The following is a 22,341-nucleotide window of genomic DNA, read 5'->3' as shown; positions in this document are numbered from 1 at the left end:
GATGGCAAATGGACAATTAAACTCAGGCAATCCTCGTGTAGACATTGAATATCGCCGTAAAAAGAATGCGGAAGAAATGAAGCATCAAGTAATCACGTTCGCATTAATGATTTTCTTAACGCTGATTGCATTTGTTGCAGTAGCTTATGAAGGATTTACTGGATGGTTTATCGTTCCGTTTATCTTATTGCTTGCTGTTGTTCAAGTGATCTTCCAATTATTCTATTTCATGCATATGAGTCATGATGGGCACGAAGCACCAAAGTTATTCATGTACACGGGAGTTTTAATTGCGTTTGTGACAATTCTTTGCTATACAACAATTATTTGGTGGTAATTTTTACTGGAGAATCGGCTATTTAGCCGATTCTTTTTATATAAACTGAATATTAGCAATAGTAAAAATGCTCATTACTTGGAGATTTTAATGTATGGGAGTATACTATTGGTGTATGTTTTTTATGAAGAGGTGATAACGAAGTGTCGATATCAATATTTGGTTTCCGAGCGTTATGGAGTCCTATTTTTCTCGCTGTATTAGTGTTAACTTTAGTTGGTTATTTCCTAATTACTATGAAATACCGGCAAAAATTTTCGCGAAGTGAGCAATTAACAAAGGGGCAGGCAATTAATTTCTCACTTGCGATTATTCTCTTATATATCATTAAAGGTTCACCTATTGATCTGATGGGTCATCTTATGTTTTACGCTCATATGACTCAAATGGCCGTTCTATGTTTAATTATTCCTCAGTTATTTATTCTAGGAATTCCACCATGGATATGGCGAACGCTCCAAAACAAAAACTTTATCAAGAAAGTATTTTTTGTCTTATCGAATCCAGTGATTGCCTTGATTCTATTTAATGGGGTTTTTTCAATCTATCATATTCCATTAATTTTTGATTTCGTCAAAACAAATATGTGGCTTCATGCAGGCTATACATCGATATTATTTGTTTTAGCGATCTTCTTTTGGTGGCCGCTCATCAATCGATTAGAAGATCAGCATACACTTAGCGGGTTAAAAAAGGTTGGCTATATATTTGCTGGCGGTGCATTGCTATTGCCTGCCTGCGGATTAATTATTTTTGCTGATGTGCCCCTTTATGCTACATTTTCTGATCCGAATGCATGGGCGAAGGCATTAGAGCTATGTGTACCGGGTACAACATTGGCAGGTTTAACTTTAAGTGGACCTGAAGTATTTAGTTCAATGTCTCTAATTTATGACCAGCAGCTTGGCGGGATTATTATGAAGATTATTCAAGAGATTGTGTATGGTTTTGTCTTAGCTAGAGTTTTCTTTAGCTGGTATAAAAAAGAGCAAGAAGAAACAGAAGTTGAACAACAGCACAGACTAAACCCGCAGCCAATCGAGTAGTTAAAACCCCATCTTAGTTTGATGGGGTTTTATAATAGGGCGTATTCATTTACACTATATAAAAAATCACATTTTATTAAATAAATTTTGAACAATTTCGGAACTTTTTAGAATAGATGCTTTTGTTGATAGCGAGTTGCGGTATACTTAAATAAGGAACTAGTTAATATTAGGTTCTATACCCATATTAAATAGAAGCGAATAAAGATCGTTATTAATTACATTGAGAGGGAGAAATATGAATTATTCTTTGCCGATATTACCGACTATTAGTACTACATTTATTGTCCTAAGTGCAATTTTTGTTGCGATAGGCTGGGGACAAATTCGAAAGCGAAACATTGATGCACATAAAAAGACGATGACAATTGCGGGAATTTGTGCAACTATTTTCTTTATTATTTATATGAGCAGAACCGTTTTTATAGGAAATACAGCCTTTGGCGGTCCAGATGAAATCAAAATTTATTATACGATCTTCCTAATCTTCCATGTGACACTAGCTACAACTGGAGCTGTATTTGGGCTTATATCGCTGATAAGTGGTTATAAAAATAAATTAACCATTCATCGAAAGCTTGGTCCAATAACAAGTATCATTTGGTTTTTTACTGCTATTACTGGTGTAGTTGTGTATCTTCTACTGTATGTTTTTTATCATGGCGGCGAAACTACTTCTACCATTAAAGCCATCTTAGGTTCATAAGAAAAAAGGAAAAAAGAAAAGACGCACAGAATGCGTCTTTTCTTTTTATTGTTCAAACTTTTCGATTTCAGCATTTAAGTCATTTAGTATCTTTTCACATTGGCTTACAAGTGTCTTCGGATAATTTTCATCCGCACCATATTCAACACCATGTGGATAATAATGCTTTCCTAATGCTGGTGTCATTAATTGAATGACAGCTTTATCAGCACCTACATCTCCTTCGACTGCATAGCCGAATACTCGTAAATAGTATACGCCTTCTTTTAAATCAAATTTACGATCATATGTAACTCGTTCATAATCCCATTGACCTGCACGAACAAGTCCGTAGGCTAACATTAATTCATCTAAACGAATTAAGTCTGCTTTCTTTTTTTCAAGACCAGTATTTTCAAACTTCATGTTTGTCCCTCCTAAAAACAATCCATTAATAGCCAACTATAGCTAGTTAGATGAATTTTTACAAGTTTTATCCCAAATCTAATAATAGTTCAAAAAGTGAGAAGATGCAACGGATTCATTAAATAAACAGCGTAATCCCATATTGAATTCAAGAATTTGTAACGAATTTCTTAAAAAATCGAGCAATTTCAATACATTTGGAAAAGCTAAGTAGGGAGCAATGAAAGGAGTATATGAATGAGATTAAAATTTGCATATGCATTATTCATTTTTTTCTATTTTTTATTTAGCACGACTGTAAATGCTCAATCAATCTATGTTGTTGTGGAAGGAGACACACTTTGGAAAATTGGCAAAATTCATCAGATAAGTTTAGCGCAGATCATACAAAGTAACCGACAGCTAGAAAATCCAAATTTAATTTTTCCTGGTCAAGTTATAGCTATACCGATTGCGGAGCGGAATGAGGGACATAATGAAAGATTAAATAGGGAAGAGGAGAAACTTGCTGACCTATTGAATAGAAAAAGAAGTCAGTTTGGCATGAAGCCATTAATGATTGATGATGCCTTATCAAAGGCTGCAAAGCTAAAATCAGCCGATATGATTAATAATAAATATATCTCTCATTATTCACCTATATATGGGAGTCCATCAAGTATGTTAATTAAGTTGAATATTTCTTATCAAATAGTAAAGGAAAGTATCGGGGCCGGCCACCAATCTGCCGAGCTGGTCATCACTTCTTGGCTGCATTCAAATGCGAATCGAGCGAATATATTAAATGACCGTGCAACAAAAATGGGGATTGGCTATGTAAAAGGTGGACAATATGGACATTATTGGACGGTATTAATTGTTGAATATTAAATGAGCGTGTTAAATCGTAATCTGATTTATGCTATAAAAAGAACATCTAAAGGGATGTTCTTTTTATTTTTATTGAAAAAACAGTTTACTATTGGAATTTTCAGTTCGTTATCTAAAATGAATAGTAATAATGATATACTTACTGATGAAAAAGAATATATAATAATAACATATGATAGAAAGGAGGAAATCCTTCTGCGTAATCTTGTTCGAATTCTCGTACTAATATCTGGCTTATTAGCAGCAGTATTCTTATTTAATACGAATATCGGTCAAAAAGAAGAGATATTGGTAAATGATGAAGGTCAAAAGCCTAAAGTTGACCAAACCTTGGATGAGGCAGTTTCTTTGCAAGACCCTTCAAATTTAGAAATTCCACAAGAAAGCTTGATACATATGCTAGGGAAATCAAGTGAGGAATTGCTTCATATTCTCGGAGAGCCCGAAAGAAAGGATCCTACATTCTATGGATATGACTGGTGGATATATAAAACGAATTTGCATACATATATCCAGGTGGGTGTTGAAAATGATAAGGTTGTAACGGTTTATGCAACAGGTTCAAATGTACAAATCCCTCCTTTCAAGATTGGGCAGTCTATTGCAGATATTTACCACTTAACAACAATAGAGGCGAATATTGGACTAGATTATGAAGACAGTTCTTATATGTTTGAACTATCTGAAGATGATATGAATACTCGTCCGCTAATAATGTTAGGGGATGCTTTTATACAGCTGTATATTGACAAATTCACGGGAACTTTGTCAAGTATCCGATTGTTAAATGCAGAGACATTAATTGAGCAAAGACCGTATGAAATGGTCTACCGAGGTGAGCTTCTCGAAGTGAATCCGCTAGAAAATGTGGTCGAAGAGGAAGTTGAAAAAGGGAACGAAAGACAGATTTTTGACATAACTAATATATTTCGTGTGCGGCATGAATTAGAACCTTTAGAATGGGATGAGCAAACAGCGAATGTTGCGTTTGCGCATAGTAAAGATATGTTTGAAACAAATGATTTTTCCCATACATCTAAGAAATATGGAGAATTATCAGATCGGCTGGATGCTGCAAATGTTTTTTACCAAACCGCAGGAGAAAACATTGCTGCTAATTATATGGATGCACCAGCAGTTGTTGAAGGGTGGCTAAATAGTAAGGGACATCGTGAAAGCTTATTAAATGAACAGTTTACACATTTAGGTGTTGGTGTTTATAAGAAACATTACACTCAGAATTTTATTGAAAAATGGTCTGAATAGCAATTATTTATTATTTCATATGGAAAAAGAGCTTGTTATCAAGCTCTTTTTTCAATCCTGCTCACTTGGAAATAATCTTCCTTCCAATTGCCGTATACATGCACGTAGTCACCTTTTTCTACATTAGGTATTGTTACGCCTTTTTCGATAGGAATGATTTTTCTGACCACCCATTTTCTTTGTTCCATCTGAATCGAAAGCTCTAAAATGTAAACAAAACGATAATATGAATAACGTTGCTTAGAGCCGGTTACTTCTGTAATCTCACCATATATAATGGCTTCTTCAGAAACGGTTTTCAAAGCTGACCATTCGATCATGCTAGCTCGCATTTCTCTTTTGGCAATCCAGTAAAAATAAAGGCAAATAATAGGGATAACAATGGCTGTTACCACTTTATCACCACCACCTAAAAAAAGATGACATTATTTTTTTTTGATAATAAAAAAGCTTCCTGTTGCCTGTGCGATTTTTTTTCCGTCAGATCTGTGGACATCTGCCGAAAGTACCATATTCTTTGTTCCTTTATGGTCAATACGCGCTTTACATTGCAAATAATCCCCCTTGCCAACTGCTAAGTAATGAATATTTAATTGAGTTGTTACTGCTCCATAGCCTTCTGGGAGGATTGAATTGGCCAAGGTGCCCATCGCAGTATCAGTTATTGTAGCGGTAACGCCACCATGAACAATTCCTAAAGTATTATTTAATAGGGGAGAGAGTGGAACGGTTAAATGACATTCGTTATCATCCATAGTTCGCTCCATATGAAGCAAACCATCAATATAAGAGCTGTTGATTTTTTTTTGTTTTTTATTGAAACCTCTTAGTATGTCATTAAGAACGTTCAGTTCTTCTGTAGTAGCACCAACCATACTTTGTTCTAATAGTTCCCTAAGTTGTTCTTTCATTTTGCATTCACCTTTCAGCAATATTCTGCATTTTTAATATTATCACTAATAGATTCATTTCACCATTTATCTTTTCACCTTTTGTGTTGTGATTCATAAAGTATAGTAGGTAATTGTAACAGTTAGAGGTGAATAGGGAATGGCGAAAAAAAAACTCCATCCTTCTGTTGAACAATTCAAAACGTTTGTAAAAGCAAATCCAAAAATTATGGATGAAGTCAAGACGGGCAAAAAAACATTGCAGGAACTGTATGAAGAGTGGTATTTATTAGGGGAAGAGGATTCAAGATGGGATTCATTGCGTATGGGGACAAAGAGTGAGTCTGCTCCAGAAGAAAAGGAGAAGAAGACAGATTGGATTGGAACGATTATGGGGACAATCAAAAAAGTGGATCCTAATGAGATGCAAGGTTATGTTAACAATATTAGTAAAGCTTTAGCCGCAGTACAAGGCGTAATTTCCCAATTCCAAGGTGGAGGCACTGTTAATACGAAAGTGGCCGAAACAAAGATAAGCAATCCATTTGTATTCAAAAAGGATTAGTAAAGGGGAATGAAGATGAGGCAGGATATTAGAGATTATGTGGGTAAAAATAAACAACTGCAAAATTTTATTAGAGAACAGCCAATTTGGTATAGGAAACTTTCGCGTAACCCTCAAGAAATTCAGGCACTAGAGGTAGCCGCATTGAATTATTATAAAAATACTATCCCGCATAAAGTCGAAAAATTTTCAAACGGCGTACAAATGGCATCAATGATGATGGGGATGTTTCAAGCTATGAATTCACAATCATAAAAGAAGTTCTCTAAGGGAGAGAGCTTCTTTATTTGTTTGATCATCTCTTTCTCGAAAGAGTAAAAAGTATAACCAAGGTACACAATAAATACATATAAGAACTTTAGTGAAATTTATATTGACGAAATGAAGGAGTGAAGTCAATGAAAATGTTTATATATGTATTCACTATTTGTTTGGCTGTGGCAATTTCAGGATGCAAAAAAGATATTCCTAAACCAGAAACAAAAATAATTGGAGAAACAGCCAGCTTGTATACTGTTACACATGACATACCCGTATTTAAAACAAACAGCAGTAAGGAAGAATTTTTCGTCAAACATAAGGTTGAGGGCGGAAATGTAATGATTGAGTGTATTATCCAAGGAATTACCTTTAGAGATACAGCAGGAAATAATAAAGGTAAAATAATTTTATATGTTGACGGGAAAAAGGAAGAAGAGATTTCCTCAGCCGCCTTTATTGTGAAAGGATTACTACCCGGAACACATCGTCTTACATTAGAGGTAACTACAGAAGAATCATCTTCCGTAATAATGAAAAAAGAATTCGATGTTACGATTCGATAACTTTTACCTTTCCTCTGTTTCATGATAAAATATGAATCGGAGGTGAGCTTTATTTTGCTTGCTACAATTGAAGGAATAGAGATTTTAGATCAGGCTGAACAAATTGCCGCAATGATAATTGATTCAGAGGAAGCGGAGTATTACCGCCAATGTTTATATAGATTAAAACAAAATAAAGATACTCAGGCCAAAATAAGAAGCTTCGTTAAGATGAAGGAGCATTACGAAGACGTTCAGCGTTTTGGTAAATATCATCCTGATTACAGAACGGTAATGATGTCCGTCAGAGAGTTGAAAAGAGAAATGGATTTAGATGAACATGTCGCTGAATTTAGAAAAGCAGAGAATGATCTTCAAGCAATTTTAGATGAAGTAAGCGTATTAATTGGTCATTCTGTGTCTAATCAAATAAAAGTTCCAACAGGAAATCCATTCTTTGACAGCTCATCTAGCTGTGGAGGCGGTTGCGGTTCCGGTGGAAGCTGTGGGTGTTCGTAAACGATGGACGGCATGGAGTAATCCATGCCGTCTTGTCTTTGTCACTAAGAAATTTCTAAGGGATAGTAGTGTGCAACTTTATGCTGAGCGGGTCAAGGTGTAGCCTCTCAAGGATTATTTCGTAAGAATATGCATAATAGAGGAGCACCACCCCACTCGATGTAACAAGCCTAAGCCTCTCAGAGAGTTAAGGACATACCGTGAGGCACGTCCTTTGCGTTCCGGGAGGCTGATTTAGTGTTCTTTTTGTAATTTTCTGATGAGTAATTTCTGCAGACCATTGAAATAAATGGTTTTATTATGCTAGACTGTTAAAAAAAGAATGACTCTTTAAAGGGGAAGAAATTATGCTCGGTCAACGGCAAGGAATTATCGTCTGGCTATATACATTAAAACAGGCGAAAATGTTACGAAGGTTCGGGAACGTCCATTACGTATCAAAACGATTAAAATATGTAGTATTATATTGTGATATGGATGAAACAGAAGGATTAATTGCAAAAATTAGTTCGTATTCATTTGTAAAAAAAGTGGAACCCTCTTACAAGCCATTTCTAAGAATGGAATTTGAAAATTCGAAGCCTGATAAGGCAAAAGAATATGATTATAAAATGGGAATATAAAAAAGTTGAGAGCAGTGCTCTCAACTTTTTTATATTTTGCAAAATTATTGCAAAGGCGGTATATAATGATTTAAACGGAGAATTCCGATGATATATTGATAAAATAGCTCCTTTTCAGCAAAACTTGTGGAAGGTTTGATGTCTAGCTGGATCACTGTCTTTTGTAATTCCGCTGCAGCCTCCTCAAAGAGATCGAAGCGTTTGTTTGGTGTAACGTTTGGATTGGGAATACCTTCCCTGCAGATGTACAATGGCTGAAAGTTGCCAGGATTGGTTGGCTTTAACACTACGACAAGGGAAGTAACCTCTTTATTATTAATAGAAGTATGGAAAGCCATTATATGGCTTAGTCGAGATGGATTGGCTTTTGCGATCTCAATTAACTCATATATATCAGAATATCCCTCGCCAATTTCAATAAACCTTTGTATCAAGTCAAATTGCCTCCTCTAAAACGAATAAGTCCTTTTCCCCTACTTTATCATTTCCTATTTGAAAATTGAAGTCTAATTAGTTGAGAGGCGAAACAATAAATTTACGCTCACCCTGCGACAAAATGAAACGAATTTTGCTAATTTGTTTTAAATTTTGTGTGACTGATGTCGAAGGATTTGATATTGTAAATGTAAAGGAATTAAAGGTAAGGGGAATACCAATGTGGAGAACAGCTAGTTTATTATTTGTGGCTCTAACAACAGTCATTGGAGGTATGCTATCTATTCAATGGAAAGCCTACTCAAAGCAAGAAATCCAAATTGATTATACTGAAACAGTGACCCAAGAACTTAGTGTACAATCTAGTGAAAAAGATTTGCGTATAACACAGCGTATTACAGGACTTCAAAAAGAAAAAGAGTATAAAGTTAACATTCCAAATGAACTTTTCCATTGGACATGCATAAATGACAATGGAGATTTATGTGAATCCAAAGATGAGAATCCGCAGACATTTTTACCAGAACAGAATACACTCACATTTCAATACACAATTCCGATTCAAAAAGAAAATGCTTCTTTTTTCCTTAGTGAATGGACAACAACCATTTCGGAAGTTACGGTAAGGTCGACAGATATTGAGATCATCGATACTCTCAGAAGAAATGGAACCTGGATTGCAGGAGCACCTTTAAAGGGATTAAAGGAATTGGATTTAATTGATTATTATCTATTTACGGGTATTGGGGATGCACCAGCCCTATACTGGCAGCCTTCATCTCTCAAAAAAAGCCAAGGCAGTCAGCATCTTGCTTTTTATAGTGAACAGGCGGGAATTGACAATCGCTTATCATTTGATGAACTTGAGAACTTGAATGGGTTTCCTTATTTATCTGTTGTTTTCACTAATCAGTCTGTTGGGAAAAGCGGTAAAGGATTAATAGTGACCTCACCAATCTTTAAAGAAGAAGATTTAAAGCGTTTGATTGCTGATCAATACTATGAAACAAAATTTAGAGAAATGCCCAAGGAAGATAAATGGCTATTGGATGTTTTTACAGCATATACGGCAAAGCTGGAGCCTGAAACTGAGAAGGGAAGGGCCGTTTTTAAGGAATTAAATAAGAAGTTGTCAAATGAAGAGATGATGCAATTATTTAATCGGGTAAATAATGAATCAGCTGAAATTACTGCTGCAAAGATGGATAGGTTTATCTATGATTTGAAGGGGATACACACACGATTTTTTAGTTTAAATAGAAGTGAATCTCTTCCAATTATTCCTTTTTACTATTATGATCAAAGAAGCATAATCATAAATGAACAAGAGAAAAGCGATATCGAAGCTATCTATAAAGAAAAAACACTTCTTTACCCATTCATAGAGACTGTAAAAGGTTTGGGGTTTGAGGTTACGATGCTACCTGACCATGAAGCAATATTAGTAATAAAGGACAATAACAGCTATCGCTTTTATTTGAATCGAAATATTTTTATTTACAATGAAGAAGATTATGGATTATTGGAAAATCCTTTAACAAACTTAAATGGAAAATATTATATAAGCAAAGAATGGCTGCAGCAGTTATTTAAAGTTTCTATTGATGAAGGCGAAAAGGCCATTAAGATATCTATATAAAAAGAAAACCCTGCAGAAATTTCTGCAGGGTCCTTCTATATCCTAATCAAGGATAGAAGGCAAAGGGAGAGGAGAAACCGGAGGAAGAACTTATGGGGAAACGTAAGTCTTCTCCGCGGTTGGCAACAACATCCTCGAATAGATGCTGTTACTCACATTATTTCCATAATGAACACGTATATACACGAGATTCAGATATTTTTCATATCGTTCAAATGTTTTCTATTCAAATCATTTGTGATAGGATAGGAAGGAAAAAATGATTAATGGAATGATGTGTGTGGTGATAAGATGCGTGTAATCTCAGGGACCCGTAAAGGGAAAATATTAAAAGCTGTACCTGGCAGTTCGACTAGACCAACGACAGATAAAGTAAAAGAAGCGATATTTAATATCATTGGTCCATACTTTGATGGTGGAGTAGGACTTGATTTATTCGCAGGAAGCGGTGGTCTAGGAATAGAAGCACTTAGCAGAGGTGCGGAGAAGGTTATTTTTGTGGATAGGGATGGGAAGGCTATTCAGACTATTCATGAAAATATAAAAACATGTGAACTCGAAGATTCTGCTGAAATTTTTCGTAATGATGCTGAGAGAGCTATAAAAGCTGTAACAAAAAGGGAACTCAGTTTCCAATTTATTTTTTTGGATCCACCATACAAAAAGCAGCAGCTTCTAAAGCTTCTTGAGTGGATTGATAAAGAGCAGCTGCTAGTTCCAAATGGCACTATAGTATGTGAGCATGGTTCAGATATCCAGCTCCCTGAAACCGTTGGGAAGTTAGGGGTACGCAAACATGAGAAGTATGGAATTATTGCGATTACTATTTATGAATTAACTGAATCATAAGTTGAGTGACAGGATTTTATAAATAAGGGGGATTTATATGGGGGCTATCGCAGTCTGCCCTGGAAGCTTTGATCCGATTACATATGGTCATTTAGATATTATCAAAAGAGGGGCTAAGGTTTTTGATCAACTTCATGTAGTTGTATTAAATAATTCTGCTAAACATCCGCTTTTCTCTGTAAATGAAAGAATCGAACTAATAAAAGAAGTCACAAAGGACATCCCAAATGTCAAAGTTGATTCCTTTCAAGGGCTGCTTGTGGATTATGCAAAAAGCGTAAATGCGAGCGCTATCATTCGTGGGCTACGAGCGGTTTCTGATTTTGAATATGAAATGCAAATTACTTCGATGAACCGTGTATTAAATGATGACATTGAAACATTCTTTATTATGACCAATAATCAGTATTCCTTTTTAAGCTCGAGTATCGTAAAGGAAGTTGCCAAGTATAATGGAAAAATTTCAGAGCTTGTCCCTTATACTGTAGAAATGGCTCTAAAAGAAAAATTTGAAGAAAAACGCTAACGAGCACATTTTGTGCTCGTTCGTCATTTAATGCATTAAGAATGGACCCGTAATCTTTTTGCCAGAAGTAAGACATAAATTGATAAAGCAATAATTGTAATGATCGGTCCTGTTTCGACAATTAGAGTATACCATTTATGCATCCAGGAGCCATCTTCAAAAATACCGACTGGGATAGCATTTGACGGCTGCTCGGTATTGTAGAATCGCTCAAAGATGGGTTTCCATAGTATGGCTGCATAAAATGCTGCAAAAAAGCCGTGAAAGATTCGTGCAATAAAAAATGGTTTGAAATCAATATCCGTTTGAGCGAGTATACTGGCAACCTGTGCTTGAACACTAAAGCCGCTAAAAGCCAAGATAAAGCTTGTAATAACAGCCTGCTGCATGAAGGTGGCTTGCTGAACCTGACTGGTCATTTGGCTTCCAAGAGTTATTTCAAATATTCCTGAAATAAAAGGAATACTTAATTCAATTGGCAAATGGAGTGCAGATAAAATATACTCTAAAGCATTAGCTAGCAGCCCGGTTATACCAACGTGGAAAAGGAGTTTATTCAATACTGAAAAGAGGATGATGAATCCTCCGATCATTAATAATGTTTTTATTGAAGACATAACTGCATCTCCAAGAAGTTTGCCGATCGGTCGGTTATCATTGATTCTTGTTCGATGAAGGGCTGAAAAAGCTACTCTTAAGGATGGCTTTCTTTTTTTTTCGTTTTTTGTTTCTTCCTGCTTTCTTCCATAAAATCTCATTAGAAGACCAACAGAGAAATTTCCGAGATAATGAGCTAATGCGAGGATCATGCCTAGTTGAGCGTTATGGAAAAAGCCGACTGATACTGCACCAAAAATAAACAGAGGATTCGAACAGTTTGTAAAAGAAACAAGGCGTTCAGCCTCAATTTTTGTCAGCTGCCCTTCTTGTCTAAGTCTTGCTGTTAATTTTGCACCAGCAGGATAGCCGCTTGCCATACCCATTGCCCACGCAAAGCCGCCAACTCCAGGAACTCTAAATAATGGCCTCATGAGTGGTTCTAGAAGAACACCAATAAATTTCACAACCCCAAAGCCGATGAGCATTTCGGATACGATGAAAAATGGCAAAAGCGAAGGGAAAACAATTTCCCACCACATATTTAGCCCTCTAATGGAAGCATCGACAGACTCTTGAGGAAATGAGATGAGCGAAATCGCCATCAAGGTAACAGTTAATGCAAGGATAATTGTTTTTAATTTAGAACGAAACACATGCGGAGCCTCCCTCAAAAGGTGAACTTACAATGAAATAGATTTTAAAATAAAATGCTACTATAATATAGAGTGAAACTTAATCAGTATGGAGACTTCTTTCCCTTCTGATTATAAGTTGAACCAATCGTGCATTAACGGGGAATCAAATCCCACTTTGCATTTATTTATGGATTTTACAGCCCGTTGATCTGCGATAAATCCAAAACAGGAATTAGCCTGTCATACTTGTCCTCATATAAATCAATATACTCATAGAATGAAAAAAAAGACCATAAGATTGAACATGGTTGCTGATTTATGTTTACAAAGGGGGTATTCTTTTGCATCGGCCGAAGATTGGCTTGGCTTTGGGCTCAGGTGGGGCGAGGGGATTTGCCCATTTAGGAGCAATTAAAGTACTTAAGGAGGAAGGAATCCCCATTGATTTTATTGCCGGCAGCAGCATGGGGGCAATGGTTGGCTGTTTTTATGGAGCTGGTTTAGATATTGAACGTTTATATAAATTATCTAAAGCTTTTAAAAGAAAATACTATCTGGACTTTACAATCCCTCGAATGGGTTTTATTGCAGGAACAAAGGTTAAAGAACTGATTCGTATTTTCACACATGGAAAAATGCTTGAACAGCTGGATATTCCAGTTCGAGTGGTAGCGACAGATCTAATGACTGGTGAAAAGGTTATATTTGATAAGGGACCAATTGCCGATGCAGTACGAGCAAGTATTTCTATTCCAGGGATTTTCGTTCCGGAGAAATTAAACGGACGTCTATTAGTAGATGGAGCAGTGGTTGACAGGGTTCCAGTATCCGTCGTGAAGGATATGGGTGCTGATATTGTCATTGCAATAGATGTTTCTCAAGTGAAAACCAATACTGAAATCACTTCAATATATGACGTCATTATGCAAAGCCTTGATATCATGCAGATGGAATTAGTCACTTATCGAGCCGTTGATTCCGATATTATGATTCGTCCAAGTGTTGAAATGTATAGTTCGAGAGCTTTCACAAATATTGATGAAATTATCCTTATTGGGGAACAAGAAACAAGGAAGCAAGTAAGTTCAATAAAAAAATTAATTAAAGAGTGGAAGGGGATTAAAGACGTAAATGAGAAATAAATATTTTTTACGTTCCTTTATAATCGCAGCAATTATTGTCCTAATAAGTTCATTTTATTACCTTCCCTTCTATGTTTCAAAGCCTGGAATGGCTAAAGAGCTTGAGCCGATTATTGAAGTTGAGAATGGGTTTGATGAACAAGGAAGTTTTATGCTAACTACTGTAAGGATGGGAAGAGCAAATATTTATTCATACGCAATTGCAAAGCTTAGTAAATACCAGGAAATCTTCCCGATAAAGGCTATTCGAAATGAAAATGAATCAGATAAAGAATATAATGTTCGTCAGCTTCATTTAATGGCCACATCGAAATTAGCGGCTATAGAGACTGCTTATAAGAAGGCTGGTATTCCAATTAATTATGACTATAATGGGATATTTGTGCTAAATGTGATGCCAGGGATGCCTGCAGAAGGAAAGCTAGAAGCGGGTGATCGAATTTTTAAAGTTGACGGAAAGGCGTTTGAGTCTTCTGAGCAATTTATCCAATATGTTTCAGGGAAAAGTGTGGGAGATGAAGTAACTTTTGAGGTCGACAGGAATGAAGATACTACGGAAGTAAAAATCCCCTTAGAGATATTGGAGGAAACTGGAAAGGTGGGGGTTGGGATATCGCTTGTTGATGACAAGGAAATCGTCGTTGATCCGGCGGTAACAATTAATACCGAGGATATTGGCGGACCTTCAGCAGGTTTCATGTTTTCTTTGGAAATCTATAATCAATTAACAGAAGAGGATTTAACGAGAGGATATCCAATAGCAGGTACGGGTACGATTGATTTGAATGGTAATATAGGGCCAATAGGCGGAATTGAACAAAAAATTATCGCTGCAGACAAAGCGGGTGCTGAAATCTTTTTTGCACCGAATGAAAAAGGTGCTTCCGACTCCAACTATAGGGCAGCTGTAAAAACAGCAAAAGAAATAAAAACAAAAATGAAAATTATTCCTGTGGATACATTTGATGAGGCAATATCATATCTGAAGAAGTTAAAAGCAAAATAGCGGCATGATGTTCCGCTATTTTGCAACTATGATTGGCGGCTGCTTGAATTCGGTTTCAAGCAGTTTTTTTTGACTGTACCCTGATGCACCCATAGCGTAAATTCTAGACGCATTAATATCCAGTAAAAGCTGGCTGTTCTTAGCGGCAGACACTTTGGAGATCATTGGAAGAGAAAAATCAGTTTTATATTTATTTAAATATTCTCGCCCAGTTGTTGTCATTCCTAGCAGCCGAAGGTAAGTGGCTTTGTTTTCAGTCATAAACATTTCTTGTTTAGTTGTATTCGTAAGGATGTGAACACAGGTTCGCTGCAGTCTTGTCCATGTATACCGTTTAGTTTTAAGCTTTTCCATAAATTGCTGGAAGTTCTCAGATTCCAAGGCGGAGGAAAGAATTCGATTCTCTAGCCCTTCTTCAACCTCGTAGATGGTTTTTAGCTGTTCAGGGGTCATTTGGATAAGCCGAAACTTTAAATAGGGCCAATAAAGCTCCCAATCATGAAACAGTCCATATTGCTCCTTATATTCGAGGAGTCCTCTATAAGTTGTTTCAGGGACGTATTGGCGGACTGATTCGAGTGTTCCATCCTCTGTGAAAAGAGCTTTCCTGATGCTTGTAGCACTTGCAATTGTTTCAGATGCAAAGTGTGGATCATGGTAATTCGCATTTTTTCTGGTAACAGTGAAAATCTTTACGGATGCATTCAGTGCATGCGCTGCTTTTATGTATTGGTAGCCTAAGATATTATTAGGTTTGGACAAATCAATTAAATCATCAGCAGGAGCGAGTGTATGATAAGCTAATGATGTCGCTTTCGGGTAGCTGTTTCCTTTTTCTAAAAAGTATTTTACTTGCTGCTGGTATGTATCATTATGCTGATTCAAAAATATTTCTGTTTTATAAAAGCTATCGATACTGCCTGATTCGCTGCCAAAACAAAGAGAGTAGCACCCTGCAGCATCAAGAATTGAAACAGCACCACGAGCAAATGTATTCGCCTGCTGGGTTGCAAATACATAAGGAAGTTCAAATACTATATCTACGCCAGCTTTCAATGCCATTTCTGTCCTTTTCCATTTTGAAACGATTGCTGGCTCTCCTCGCTGAAGAAAGTTTCCGCTCATTACAGCGATAACAACATCAGCATTTGCATATTTTTTTGCCTCTTCAATGTGAAAGGCATGTCCATTATGAAAAGGATTATATTCCACAATTACACCAACAGCATTCATATTAATTTCTCCCTTCCATTTCGTTTAAAAGTGGGAAATCATGAGAAAACTAAGCAAATAAGCTAAAAATAGGTTATAATTAGCTGATAATGCTCACATTATACTGTAAAGAAAAAAATTACTCTATAAAGTTCCTCGAAATACTGATATCAATGGTTTGTGTCGTCTTGTTTTTGGGATTTGACCACAAGTTGACCACGTGACAGTATTTGATCCATTTTATCTGTTGCATCTACTTGACGTTCATCAAAAACATCGGTATATATATTTAGAGTAATAGATACATCTGAATGACCTAGTCGCTGGGAAACGACTTTTGGACTCACACCTTCGTCTATTAAGATGGAAGTGTGGGTTCTTCTTATATCATGGAAACGAATATACGGTAATTCTAATTCTGTACAAATTGTTTTCATCATATAACGTAAAATATAAGGATCAACAAGTTTTCCTTTTTTAGTTCGAAAAACTAAATCTTCTGAAGTGTTTTTACTGAATTTTTTATGCTCTTCAAATTCATAGATTAGATTATCACTCATTGGAATGTGTCGATCTGATGATTCCGTTTTAACGGGTCCTATTATATAATCACCTTCAACCATTGTTAGAGTATGCTGAACATGTATCATTTTAGCATCAAAATCAATATCACTCCAATGTAACCCTAACACTTCACCAATTCGCATCCCGGTGTTAAAAGCTAAGAAGTAAGCTAAGTAATATACAGAACGAACCTTTGCAACCTGTAAAAATTCAATTGCTTGATCAGCAGTCCAACTTTTCATCTTATTCTTATTCATTTTAGGTTTGTCCACATTCTCAACAGGATTTTTATATATTAATTCTAATGTAACTGCCTTTTTGAAGACTGAACCAATGATAGTACCTACATAAGATATATAGCGTTTCGATAAACCCTCTTTTTTTAGCTTCTGATAAAAGTTATGAATGTGCATAGGTTTTATATCTTTAATGTCTAAACGTTCAAATTCAGGCATGATACGAGCGTTTAAAGCGCGTTTATAAGAATACATGGTGCTTTCTCTTACATTTCCTTGCTTTTCTTCTAACCATAACTCTGAGAGTTGCTTGAAGGAAAACTTCCCACTAAGGTCAAGGGTGCCTTTTTCATATTCAGCCATTGCTAAAATCATAGCTCTCTCAGCATCTTTTTCTTTTTCAAATCCACCTTTAGATAATTCTTTACGTTCATTAGTTATTGGATCTCTAATATGGAAACGATATTGAAACGTTTTTCCGCGTTTTCGGATGCTTCCACGCATATAATTCATTCCTCTCAATTTAAAAGATTGGTTCTAAATTTACTCTATAATTCTCAATAAATGATTCATTACCAATTAGTTCTTGATAGATTTCTAGTTGAATATATTTATTGTGACTCATAACAAATATACAAGATTCCTCATAATTACCATCAAATGAACGTTGGATATATTCATTTGTTATTAATAAAGCGAATTTATAATTAATATTAAAATCAACTTGTAAGTATCTGTGGATTCTCCATTTTAAAGCTTCAATCGATACTCCAATTGTCTTTGATATTCTGACAAAGCTAAATCGCAAAGACAACATATGTTTTAATACTTCTATAGGGATTAATAACTCACTTGCAAATAAATTAGCTTGTCTTTCCATAATTCTTTCGTTATAGGAGTAAACTTCTTCCTTTAGTCCCTTCTCGAAAAATTGGCTTTGGATTTCTTTGTGTAAATAAAAATGCCCTAATTCATGGGCAATAGTAAATAGTTTTCTTGAAGGAATATGATTTTCATTAACAACAATTGAACTTCCAAGTTCATCAATGAACAAAAAACCGCAGAAGCTATCCACGCGGAAAGATTTTGAATCCAACTCAATTCCATTGTGTTTTAATAGTAATTCCACGGTTTCTAATGAATTATATCTTTGAAGATGCTTTTTCCAAGACCAAGGTTTAACACTTTCATATAACATTGCTGCTGTATGAATAATTTTATTTTCCCCTTTTGATGAAAGCATAAAATTTCCCCCGAATAATCCTAGTTGTTGTCTTTTTTCTCTTTCAAGATTCTTCTTCTCCTCATCTCGAAATAGTCACTTAGGTCTTCTTGTAGTAATAATTGTTCATCTTCAGTTAGTCCAGATGTATCAGCTCTCAGCCAAGCTTGTACAGATCTAGGGATTGGAGATTTTTCTTCTGCTTTTGGTGGTGTAGGATCATCAGTGTTTCCCATTAAATAATCTATCGAAACATTAAAAACAGATGATAATTTCAATATCATCTCTTGATCCGGGTCACTTCTTTCATTTTCATAATGTGAATATCTGGCTCTTGAAATGTCCAGTAATTCTGCTATTTCCTCTTGAGTTCTTTTTCCTCTCAATTCTTTAAGTCTTTTACCTAACATAACCCTTTTTCTCCTCACTGATAATATATGTATTATTATAGATACATTTTGTAACACATAAAATAAAATATAAAAATTGTATCAAAATATGTATTGACGATAAATATATTATCAGATATACTTCAATTAACGATATAAAATGTATCAATTGAAAGGTTGGTGATACAATGTGTAGACCTATTAGTGCTTATCGTCATGCAGCAAAATTAACACAAAGAAATGTTGCTGAACTTTTGGATTTATCAGAAGTGTACGTAAGAAAAATTGAAAAGGGGCACTCAAACCCTGGCAGGGAAACGATGATCAAGTTCTCAAAATTATTTAATGAGAAGCCAGAAAAACTGTTTCCGGACCTTTTTTGTATACATGATGATAAGAAATGTATCTAATGTATAAATTTTATATCTAAATGTAGTATTCGACAAATGATTTAAAAATCCTTTATCAAATAATAGAAATGAGGTTAGTTCATGGGAGAATTACCATTAGTTTTAAAAGCAAAGGATATTTCACAATATCTAAATGTCTCAATTCGTTTTGCTTATGAAATTATGGAACACAACGACTTCCCAACAATTCGTATTGGAAGATCAAAGCGTGTAATGAAGCAGGATTTCTTGAATTGGATTGAAAAGAAAAAGGTTTCTTAAATTTAAGGAGGGATAAAAATGCAAAAAGAAAAATTAATGCAGTTCATATCAGATTGCATCGATAAAAACATGGGAATTTCAATTGTTCGCACATCAACAAATACAACTGAGGAAGAAGCAAAAGAGTTCGCGATGCGGTTAAGTGAGATTGTTGAAGCACCTCTTAAAATCACTCAAGGTGATAAACATGAGTGGTTCAGTGTGGATGGAAAAAAAATTTCCGGAAGTTTCTTTCACGAAAACTCTGATAAAGGTAGTTCTCACTTCTTGGAGGAAGATGTTGATCTCTCAGGAAGTGCTGAAATTGCCTAAGAACAAAATTTGGGACTATATCAATGATCAATATGATGATGTAGGGGTCATCCCAAGTTTGGATGATATCTTCATGACATTCAGGATTCAGTTTGAAAACTGGTGGTCAATAGATTTGATTGAGGAAGTTAGAGAAGGTTTTATGTCCGCACATTGTTTAAGCGGAATCATTATAAAGGAGTGAAGTAGAGTGACAAGTTTAGAAGCAGTTTTACATCAAATTGAGGAAGAAGAAGTGTTGGAACTTCAAAATGTTTTTACTGTAGTGGATCTCGATACAGCTGCAGAAGCACAGCGACGCATTGCATGGTTTGAAGAAAAGAAAAGGGAAGTTGATGCAATCATTGAAAAGCAAATCGCTCCTTTCCTAGAAAAGATTGAAAAAATCAAAATGTGGGGCGAGCAAGCTAAAGTCGAGCATGAAGAAAAGCTTGTTCATTACACAAATTTACTAGAGCAGTACATGAGAAATGAAGTATCTAAACAACTGGAACTTGGAAAGAAGCCAAGGAAAACCTTATCTCTTCCTTACGGAAAAATTAGCTTAAAGAAGCAACAACCTGAATTCCAAAAGAATGAAGAAGAATTACTGGAATATGCCAAGGTTACAGGGTTTGTGAAAGTGAAAGAAAGTACTGATTGGGCATCATTGAAGAAGAATTGTGTGGTTTCTGATGGGAAGCTTTATGACACAACAACAGGTGAAGAGGTACCAGGTGTAGTTGTCATTGAACGTGATGAAAAATTCACAGTGGAATTGAATGATTAAAGGGAGCTGCCGCAAACAGACTCCCTCCTAAAACAATTGATAGTGGTAGTTTATCACAAAAGGAGCTGATTGGGAAATGAGTCAATTAAAAAGCATTTATTCAAAAATAGGCGATGTGATGTCTAAGGTAAGTCGTGTTCCTAAAAATGGCTACAATTCATTTCATAAATATAATTATGCAACTGAAAGTGACTTAACTGAATCAATCAGACCAATTCTTCAAGAATCAGGGTTAGCGTTTTTTTCAAATGTCTTGGAACAAGATCGTGAAGGTGAATTTACAAAAGTTAAAATGGAATTCACATTAGCTGATATTGAAACTGGAGAGGTACTTACTTCAACTTATTGGGGAGAAGGTCAGGATAAAGGCGATAAAGGGCTTTACAAAGCTTATACCGGAGCAACTAAGTACTTCTTAATGAAAACATTCCTTATACCTACTGGTGATGATCCAGAAGCTGATAGCACAGTCGATGAACGGAATAGTCAAAAAACAAAAAATAACAAAGGTCAAAAAACACAGCCGCAAATGGCTAGTGATGCTCAACTGAATTTAATTAACAAGTTATTAGTCGATGTTGCGAACACTACTGGAAGCACGAAAGAAAAAGCATACAAATCACTTAAAAACCAAATGAAAAAAGAAATGGAATGGTATACGCAAGAAGAAGCCGGCGAAGCCATTGTGATATTAAATAAAGTCCTTAAAAAAGGTGCATAGGGAGGAAACACCATGGAATGGACTGTTGATGCTATCGAACAACACTTCCAAAAGCAACAACAATTATTCGGCAATTTAGCTGATGAAGAATCCTTTAATATGATCTTTAGTTTAATTGAGAGATACCGCAGACTGGATCAGGAATCTGAAAAATTAGCAGCCTTAAATCGGCATTACTTTTTCAAGTTTTACAATGGTGATCTTAACAAGATGAAAGCTGATTGTGCTTATCTAATAGATTGAGGTGGAAACACCTCTTCCTTTTTAAAATCATAGCGAAATTTGGCTAACGAAAAGTGGAATAGGAGGGGTTAGGTTGGAGCCGTTAAGAGAGCGATTTTGCGGTCAATTAGTCAACGGAGATACATACACCTTAGATTCCTTAAAGAGCCAGTACAAAGCTTCTGAACCAGTTATAAATAAGCAATTACACATGGTAAAAGAAAAAGGGAAGCAAGTGGAAGTTTCAGATGATGAAATATTCTTTTTCTTAAACCACAATCACAAAGTTTGGCCATTTATATTCTGGATGTTAATTGCATTAATATCAACGTTAATGATGTTTGGGGTTATTCAAAACTAAATAAGGAGTGAGGACGATTGAAAACCGTTCAGCCAATACGTGACATTGCAATGATTGCGGCAATGAAAGATGTTCTGATGAAGCAACATTATCGCAACTATTTCTTGTTTGTATTAGGCATTAACACTGGACTACGCATTAGTGATCTACTCGCATTAAGAGTGGGGGATGTAAGGGGTAAAAGCCATATCGTCATTACTGAGCAGAAAACAGGGAAGTTAAAACGGTTTAAGATCAATAACGAACTCCAGCAACATATCAGCAAGTTTACGATTGATAAGAACAAAGCAGCATATCTTTTCCAGTCAAGAAGGAGCCAGGATCGCATACACAGGGTTCAGGCATGGAAGATTCTCAATGCTGCAGCTCAAGAGGTTGGATTGAGCGAGATTGGTACTCACACCCTTAGAAAGACATTTGGATATCACTTTTATCAAAAGTACAAGGATGTCGCGGTCTTACAACAGATATTTAATCATTCCAGTCCGGCTGTAACTATGAGGTATATCGGGATTAACCAGGACATCATGGACGAAAAGGTTGACGGATTTACATTATGAGGAGGAGTCAAAATGAAATTTTTTAAATTCATCAAATGCAATGAGTGTGGAATGGAATACCAAATACAATGGGAAGATGAAAATTTTCAAGAGCCTTGTAAATGTGCGAGTTGTGGAGCAGATGAACCAGAAATAATACACTCAGGAGTTTTAGTATAAAGATTTTGTATTATGTTTACTAAATGAAAAAAAGCCCTTCAATGAAGAGCCTTATCTTGTCTTATCAAGTAAATCAATAAT

34 protein-coding genes are annotated in these 22,341 nt (G+C 35.6%); 25 read left to right on the top strand and 9 right to left on the bottom strand.

Annotation, left to right across the window (positions count from 1 at the left end):
• The first annotated feature begins 1 nt into the window (after position 1).
• The 3 genes from ctaF (at position 2) to ASU02_RS24810 (ending at position 2,089) form a co-directional block, all read left to right on the top strand.
• The gene (gene ctaF / locus ASU02_RS24820; RefSeq protein WP_057768195.1) at positions 2 to 337 is read left to right on the top strand and encodes a cytochrome c oxidase subunit IVB; all 336 of its coding nucleotides are present in this window, start codon (positions 2 to 4) and stop codon (positions 335 to 337) included.
• Positions 338 to 480: 143 nt separating this feature from the next.
• A complete protein-coding gene (gene ctaG / locus ASU02_RS24815) occupies positions 481 to 1,383 on the top strand; it encodes a cytochrome c oxidase assembly factor CtaG (protein ID WP_057768193.1) in 903 nt (300 codons plus the stop codon).
• 238 nt (positions 1,384 to 1,621) lie between these two features.
• Positions 1,622 to 2,089 (top strand): DUF420 domain-containing protein, encoded by a 468-nt coding sequence (locus ASU02_RS24810; RefSeq protein ID WP_057768190.1) that lies wholly within the window; start codon positions 1,622 to 1,624, stop codon positions 2,087 to 2,089.
• Positions 2,090 to 2,134: 45 nt separating this feature from the next.
• Here ASU02_RS24810 and ASU02_RS24805 read toward each other — a convergent pair whose 3' ends face one another.
• On the bottom strand, positions 2,135 to 2,494 hold the full coding sequence (locus ASU02_RS24805) for a YugN family protein (RefSeq protein WP_057768187.1): 360 nt from the start codon (positions 2,492 to 2,494) through the stop codon (positions 2,135 to 2,137).
• Between the two features lie 237 nt (positions 2,495 to 2,731).
• Here ASU02_RS24805 and ASU02_RS24800 point away from each other — a divergent pair, with 237 nt between their 5' ends.
• Together ASU02_RS24800 and ASU02_RS24795 are read left to right on the top strand one after the other, a co-directional pair.
• Positions 2,732 to 3,364 carry a CAP domain-containing protein gene (locus ASU02_RS24800; protein ID WP_057768184.1) on the top strand — a complete coding sequence of 211 codons (633 nt, stop codon included), beginning with the start codon at positions 2,732 to 2,734 and terminating at the stop codon, positions 3,362 to 3,364.
• The gene (locus tag ASU02_RS24795) at positions 3,365 to 4,630 is read left to right on the top strand and encodes a CAP domain-containing protein (protein ID WP_332307667.1); all 1,266 of its coding nucleotides are present in this window, start codon (positions 3,365 to 3,367) and stop codon (positions 4,628 to 4,630) included.
• A 38-nt stretch (positions 4,631 to 4,668) separates the two neighbouring features.
• Here the strand turns inward: ASU02_RS24795 and ASU02_RS24790 are convergent, their stop codons facing one another.
• The gene (locus tag ASU02_RS24790; protein ID WP_057768180.1) at positions 4,669 to 5,025 is read right to left on the bottom strand and encodes a hypothetical protein; all 357 of its coding nucleotides are present in this window, start codon (positions 5,023 to 5,025) and stop codon (positions 4,669 to 4,671) included.
• Between the two features lie 30 nt (positions 5,026 to 5,055).
• The gene (locus ASU02_RS24785; RefSeq protein WP_057768177.1) at positions 5,056 to 5,541 is read right to left on the bottom strand and encodes a PaaI family thioesterase; all 486 of its coding nucleotides are present in this window, start codon (positions 5,539 to 5,541) and stop codon (positions 5,056 to 5,058) included.
• 139 nt (positions 5,542 to 5,680) lie between these two features.
• On the opposite strand from ASU02_RS24785, the gene ASU02_RS24780 reads away from it, so the two are divergent.
• The 5 genes from ASU02_RS24780 to ASU02_RS24760 all read left to right on the top strand — a co-directional run bounded on the left by ASU02_RS24780 (position 5,681) and on the right by ASU02_RS24760 (position 8,030).
• On the top strand, positions 5,681 to 6,085 hold the full coding sequence (locus tag ASU02_RS24780; protein WP_057768174.1) for a YlbD family protein: 405 nt from the start codon (positions 5,681 to 5,683) through the stop codon (positions 6,083 to 6,085).
• A gap of 15 nt (positions 6,086 to 6,100) precedes the next feature.
• Positions 6,101 to 6,340, top strand: coding sequence for a YlbE-like family protein (locus ASU02_RS24775; RefSeq protein WP_057768171.1), 240 nt, complete (start codon positions 6,101 to 6,103; stop codon positions 6,338 to 6,340).
• Between the two features lie 143 nt (positions 6,341 to 6,483).
• Positions 6,484 to 6,909, top strand: a complete 426-nt coding sequence (locus tag ASU02_RS24770; protein WP_057768169.1) for a hypothetical protein — start codon at positions 6,484 to 6,486, stop codon at positions 6,907 to 6,909.
• A gap of 54 nt (positions 6,910 to 6,963) precedes the next feature.
• Positions 6,964 to 7,407 (top strand): YlbF family regulator, encoded by a 444-nt coding sequence (locus ASU02_RS24765; protein WP_057768167.1) that lies wholly within the window; start codon positions 6,964 to 6,966, stop codon positions 7,405 to 7,407.
• A gap of 347 nt (positions 7,408 to 7,754) precedes the next feature.
• Positions 7,755 to 8,030 (top strand): YlbG family protein, encoded by a 276-nt coding sequence (locus ASU02_RS24760; RefSeq protein WP_057768164.1) that lies wholly within the window; start codon positions 7,755 to 7,757, stop codon positions 8,028 to 8,030.
• Positions 8,031 to 8,074: 44 nt separating this feature from the next.
• Here the strand turns inward: ASU02_RS24760 and ASU02_RS24755 are convergent, their stop codons facing one another.
• Positions 8,075 to 8,464, bottom strand: a complete 390-nt coding sequence (locus ASU02_RS24755; protein ID WP_057768161.1) for a DUF7147 family protein — start codon at positions 8,462 to 8,464, stop codon at positions 8,075 to 8,077.
• 221 nt (positions 8,465 to 8,685) lie between these two features.
• Between ASU02_RS24755 and ASU02_RS24750 the strand changes: the two genes are divergently transcribed.
• The 3 genes from ASU02_RS24750 (at position 8,686) to coaD (ending at position 11,479) form a co-directional block, all read left to right on the top strand.
• The gene (locus ASU02_RS24750; protein ID WP_057768158.1) at positions 8,686 to 10,104 is read left to right on the top strand and encodes a stalk domain-containing protein; all 1,419 of its coding nucleotides are present in this window, start codon (positions 8,686 to 8,688) and stop codon (positions 10,102 to 10,104) included.
• 291 nt (positions 10,105 to 10,395) lie between these two features.
• A complete protein-coding gene (gene rsmD / locus ASU02_RS24745; RefSeq protein ID WP_057768155.1) occupies positions 10,396 to 10,953 on the top strand; it encodes a 16S rRNA (guanine(966)-N(2))-methyltransferase RsmD in 558 nt (185 codons plus the stop codon).
• A 37-nt stretch (positions 10,954 to 10,990) separates the two neighbouring features.
• A complete protein-coding gene (gene coaD, locus ASU02_RS24740; protein WP_057768152.1) occupies positions 10,991 to 11,479 on the top strand; it encodes a pantetheine-phosphate adenylyltransferase in 489 nt (162 codons plus the stop codon).
• A gap of 35 nt (positions 11,480 to 11,514) precedes the next feature.
• Here coaD and ylbJ read toward each other — a convergent pair whose 3' ends face one another.
• Complete coding sequence (gene ylbJ / locus ASU02_RS24735; protein WP_057768149.1) at positions 11,515 to 12,732, bottom strand: sporulation integral membrane protein YlbJ; 1,218 nt, start codon at positions 12,730 to 12,732, stop codon at positions 11,515 to 11,517.
• Positions 12,733 to 13,055: 323 nt separating this feature from the next.
• On the opposite strand from ylbJ, the gene ASU02_RS24730 reads away from it, so the two are divergent.
• Both ASU02_RS24730 and ASU02_RS24725 read left to right on the top strand, forming a co-directional pair.
• A complete protein-coding gene (locus ASU02_RS24730) occupies positions 13,056 to 13,856 on the top strand; it encodes a patatin-like phospholipase family protein (RefSeq protein WP_057768147.1) in 801 nt (266 codons plus the stop codon).
• A complete protein-coding gene (locus tag ASU02_RS24725; protein ID WP_057768144.1) occupies positions 13,846 to 14,862 on the top strand; it encodes a SepM family pheromone-processing serine protease in 1,017 nt (338 codons plus the stop codon). Before ASU02_RS24730 ends, ASU02_RS24725 begins: the two co-directional genes overlap by 11 nt.
• A gap of 15 nt (positions 14,863 to 14,877) precedes the next feature.
• On the opposite strand, the gene ASU02_RS24720 is transcribed toward ASU02_RS24725, so the two are convergent.
• The 4 genes from ASU02_RS24720 to ASU02_RS24705 all read right to left on the bottom strand — a co-directional run bounded on the left by ASU02_RS24720 (position 14,878) and on the right by ASU02_RS24705 (position 18,506).
• Positions 14,878 to 16,095, bottom strand: a complete 1,218-nt coding sequence (locus tag ASU02_RS24720) for a nucleotidyltransferase (protein WP_057768141.1) — start codon at positions 16,093 to 16,095, stop codon at positions 14,878 to 14,880.
• Between the two features lie 149 nt (positions 16,096 to 16,244).
• Entirely contained in the window at positions 16,245 to 17,378 is a 1,134-nt protein-coding gene (locus ASU02_RS24715) for a site-specific integrase (protein WP_057768136.1), read from the bottom strand.
• 19 nt (positions 17,379 to 17,397) lie between these two features.
• Positions 17,398 to 18,117: an ImmA/IrrE family metallo-endopeptidase gene (locus ASU02_RS24710; RefSeq protein WP_057768133.1), complete on the bottom strand. Its 720-nt coding sequence runs from the start codon at positions 18,115 to 18,117 to the stop codon at positions 17,398 to 17,400.
• A 20-nt stretch (positions 18,118 to 18,137) separates the two neighbouring features.
• Entirely contained in the window at positions 18,138 to 18,506 is a 369-nt protein-coding gene (locus ASU02_RS24705; protein ID WP_057768130.1) for a helix-turn-helix domain-containing protein, read from the bottom strand.
• A gap of 167 nt (positions 18,507 to 18,673) precedes the next feature.
• Here ASU02_RS24705 and ASU02_RS24700 point away from each other — a divergent pair, with 167 nt between their 5' ends.
• From ASU02_RS24700 to ASU02_RS26585, 10 genes are all read left to right on the top strand, one after another.
• Positions 18,674 to 18,895, top strand: a complete 222-nt coding sequence (locus ASU02_RS24700) for a helix-turn-helix transcriptional regulator (protein ID WP_053475491.1) — start codon at positions 18,674 to 18,676, stop codon at positions 18,893 to 18,895.
• 81 nt (positions 18,896 to 18,976) lie between these two features.
• On the top strand, positions 18,977 to 19,156 hold the full coding sequence (locus ASU02_RS24695) for a helix-turn-helix domain-containing protein (RefSeq protein WP_057768127.1): 180 nt from the start codon (positions 18,977 to 18,979) through the stop codon (positions 19,154 to 19,156).
• Positions 19,157 to 19,174: 18 nt separating this feature from the next.
• Complete coding sequence (locus tag ASU02_RS24690) at positions 19,175 to 19,468, top strand: hypothetical protein (RefSeq protein ID WP_057768124.1); 294 nt, start codon at positions 19,175 to 19,177, stop codon at positions 19,466 to 19,468.
• Positions 19,461 to 19,652, top strand: coding sequence for a hypothetical protein (locus ASU02_RS24685; RefSeq protein ID WP_057768121.1), 192 nt, complete (start codon positions 19,461 to 19,463; stop codon positions 19,650 to 19,652). Before ASU02_RS24690 ends, ASU02_RS24685 begins: the two co-directional genes overlap by 8 nt.
• Before the next feature lie 6 nt (positions 19,653 to 19,658).
• A complete protein-coding gene (locus tag ASU02_RS24680; protein WP_057768119.1) occupies positions 19,659 to 20,237 on the top strand; it encodes a host-nuclease inhibitor Gam family protein in 579 nt (192 codons plus the stop codon).
• 76 nt (positions 20,238 to 20,313) lie between these two features.
• A complete protein-coding gene (locus ASU02_RS24675; protein ID WP_057768116.1) occupies positions 20,314 to 20,958 on the top strand; it encodes an ERF family protein in 645 nt (214 codons plus the stop codon).
• Between the two features lie 12 nt (positions 20,959 to 20,970).
• Positions 20,971 to 21,201, top strand: coding sequence for a hypothetical protein (locus tag ASU02_RS24670; RefSeq protein WP_057768113.1), 231 nt, complete (start codon positions 20,971 to 20,973; stop codon positions 21,199 to 21,201).
• A gap of 73 nt (positions 21,202 to 21,274) precedes the next feature.
• Positions 21,275 to 21,541 (top strand): hypothetical protein, encoded by a 267-nt coding sequence (locus ASU02_RS24665; RefSeq protein ID WP_057768110.1) that lies wholly within the window; start codon positions 21,275 to 21,277, stop codon positions 21,539 to 21,541.
• A 17-nt stretch (positions 21,542 to 21,558) separates the two neighbouring features.
• Positions 21,559 to 22,101 carry a site-specific integrase gene (locus ASU02_RS24660; RefSeq protein WP_095396764.1) on the top strand — a complete coding sequence of 181 codons (543 nt, stop codon included), beginning with the start codon at positions 21,559 to 21,561 and terminating at the stop codon, positions 22,099 to 22,101.
• Between the two features lie 12 nt (positions 22,102 to 22,113).
• Complete coding sequence (locus ASU02_RS26585; RefSeq protein WP_157684564.1) at positions 22,114 to 22,260, top strand: hypothetical protein; 147 nt, start codon at positions 22,114 to 22,116, stop codon at positions 22,258 to 22,260.
• Positions 22,261 to 22,341 lie beyond the last annotated feature (81 nt).

The sequence above is a fragment of the Cytobacillus praedii genome, assembly GCF_001439605.1.
Taxonomy (GTDB): Bacteria; Bacillota; Bacilli; order Bacillales; family Cytobacillaceae; genus Cytobacillus; species Cytobacillus praedii.
This window is presented reverse-complemented; position numbering and strand designations above follow the sequence as displayed.

Excerpts from the sequence above, each read along its gene's own strand:
- ASU02_RS24715 (WP_057768136.1), bottom strand. The coding sequence starts at position 17,378 with ATGCGTGGAAGCATCCGAAAACGCGGAAAAACGTTTCAATATCGTTTC.
- ASU02_RS24795 (WP_332307667.1), top strand. The coding sequence starts at position 3,365 with ATGAGCGTGTTAAATCGTAATCTGATTTATGCTATAAAAAGAACATCT.
- ASU02_RS24810 (WP_057768190.1), top strand. The coding sequence starts at position 1,622 with ATGAATTATTCTTTGCCGATATTACCGACTATTAGTACTACATTTATT.
- ASU02_RS26585 (WP_157684564.1), top strand. The coding sequence starts at position 22,114 with ATGAAATTTTTTAAATTCATCAAATGCAATGAGTGTGGAATGGAATAC.
- ASU02_RS24705 (WP_057768130.1), bottom strand. The coding sequence starts at position 18,506 with ATGTTAGGTAAAAGACTTAAAGAATTGAGAGGAAAAAGAACTCAAGAG.
- ASU02_RS24770 (WP_057768169.1), top strand. The coding sequence starts at position 6,484 with ATGAAAATGTTTATATATGTATTCACTATTTGTTTGGCTGTGGCAATT.
- ASU02_RS24760 (WP_057768164.1), top strand. The coding sequence starts at position 7,755 with ATGCTCGGTCAACGGCAAGGAATTATCGTCTGGCTATATACATTAAAA.
- ASU02_RS24800 (WP_057768184.1), top strand. The coding sequence starts at position 2,732 with ATGAGATTAAAATTTGCATATGCATTATTCATTTTTTTCTATTTTTTA.
- ctaF (WP_057768195.1), top strand. The coding sequence starts at position 2 with ATGGCAAATGGACAATTAAACTCAGGCAATCCTCGTGTAGACATTGAA.
- ASU02_RS24700 (WP_053475491.1), top strand. The coding sequence starts at position 18,674 with ATGTGTAGACCTATTAGTGCTTATCGTCATGCAGCAAAATTAACACAA.
- ASU02_RS24775 (WP_057768171.1), top strand. The coding sequence starts at position 6,101 with ATGAGGCAGGATATTAGAGATTATGTGGGTAAAAATAAACAACTGCAA.
- ASU02_RS24725 (WP_057768144.1), top strand. The coding sequence starts at position 13,846 with ATGAGAAATAAATATTTTTTACGTTCCTTTATAATCGCAGCAATTATT.
- coaD (WP_057768152.1), top strand. The coding sequence starts at position 10,991 with ATGGGGGCTATCGCAGTCTGCCCTGGAAGCTTTGATCCGATTACATAT.
- ASU02_RS24695 (WP_057768127.1), top strand. The coding sequence starts at position 18,977 with ATGGGAGAATTACCATTAGTTTTAAAAGCAAAGGATATTTCACAATAT.
- ASU02_RS24720 (WP_057768141.1), bottom strand. The coding sequence starts at position 16,095 with ATGAATGCTGTTGGTGTAATTGTGGAATATAATCCTTTTCATAATGGA.
- ASU02_RS24780 (WP_057768174.1), top strand. The coding sequence starts at position 5,681 with ATGGCGAAAAAAAAACTCCATCCTTCTGTTGAACAATTCAAAACGTTT.
- ASU02_RS24750 (WP_057768158.1), top strand. The coding sequence starts at position 8,686 with ATGTGGAGAACAGCTAGTTTATTATTTGTGGCTCTAACAACAGTCATT.
- ASU02_RS24690 (WP_057768124.1), top strand. The coding sequence starts at position 19,175 with ATGCAAAAAGAAAAATTAATGCAGTTCATATCAGATTGCATCGATAAA.
- ASU02_RS24785 (WP_057768177.1), bottom strand. The coding sequence starts at position 5,541 with ATGAAAGAACAACTTAGGGAACTATTAGAACAAAGTATGGTTGGTGCT.
- ASU02_RS24675 (WP_057768116.1), top strand. The coding sequence starts at position 20,314 with ATGAGTCAATTAAAAAGCATTTATTCAAAAATAGGCGATGTGATGTCT.
- ASU02_RS24805 (WP_057768187.1), bottom strand. The coding sequence starts at position 2,494 with ATGAAGTTTGAAAATACTGGTCTTGAAAAAAAGAAAGCAGACTTAATT.
- ASU02_RS24670 (WP_057768113.1), top strand. The coding sequence starts at position 20,971 with ATGGAATGGACTGTTGATGCTATCGAACAACACTTCCAAAAGCAACAA.
- rsmD (WP_057768155.1), top strand. The coding sequence starts at position 10,396 with ATGCGTGTAATCTCAGGGACCCGTAAAGGGAAAATATTAAAAGCTGTA.
- ASU02_RS24710 (WP_057768133.1), bottom strand. The coding sequence starts at position 18,117 with ATGCTTTCATCAAAAGGGGAAAATAAAATTATTCATACAGCAGCAATG.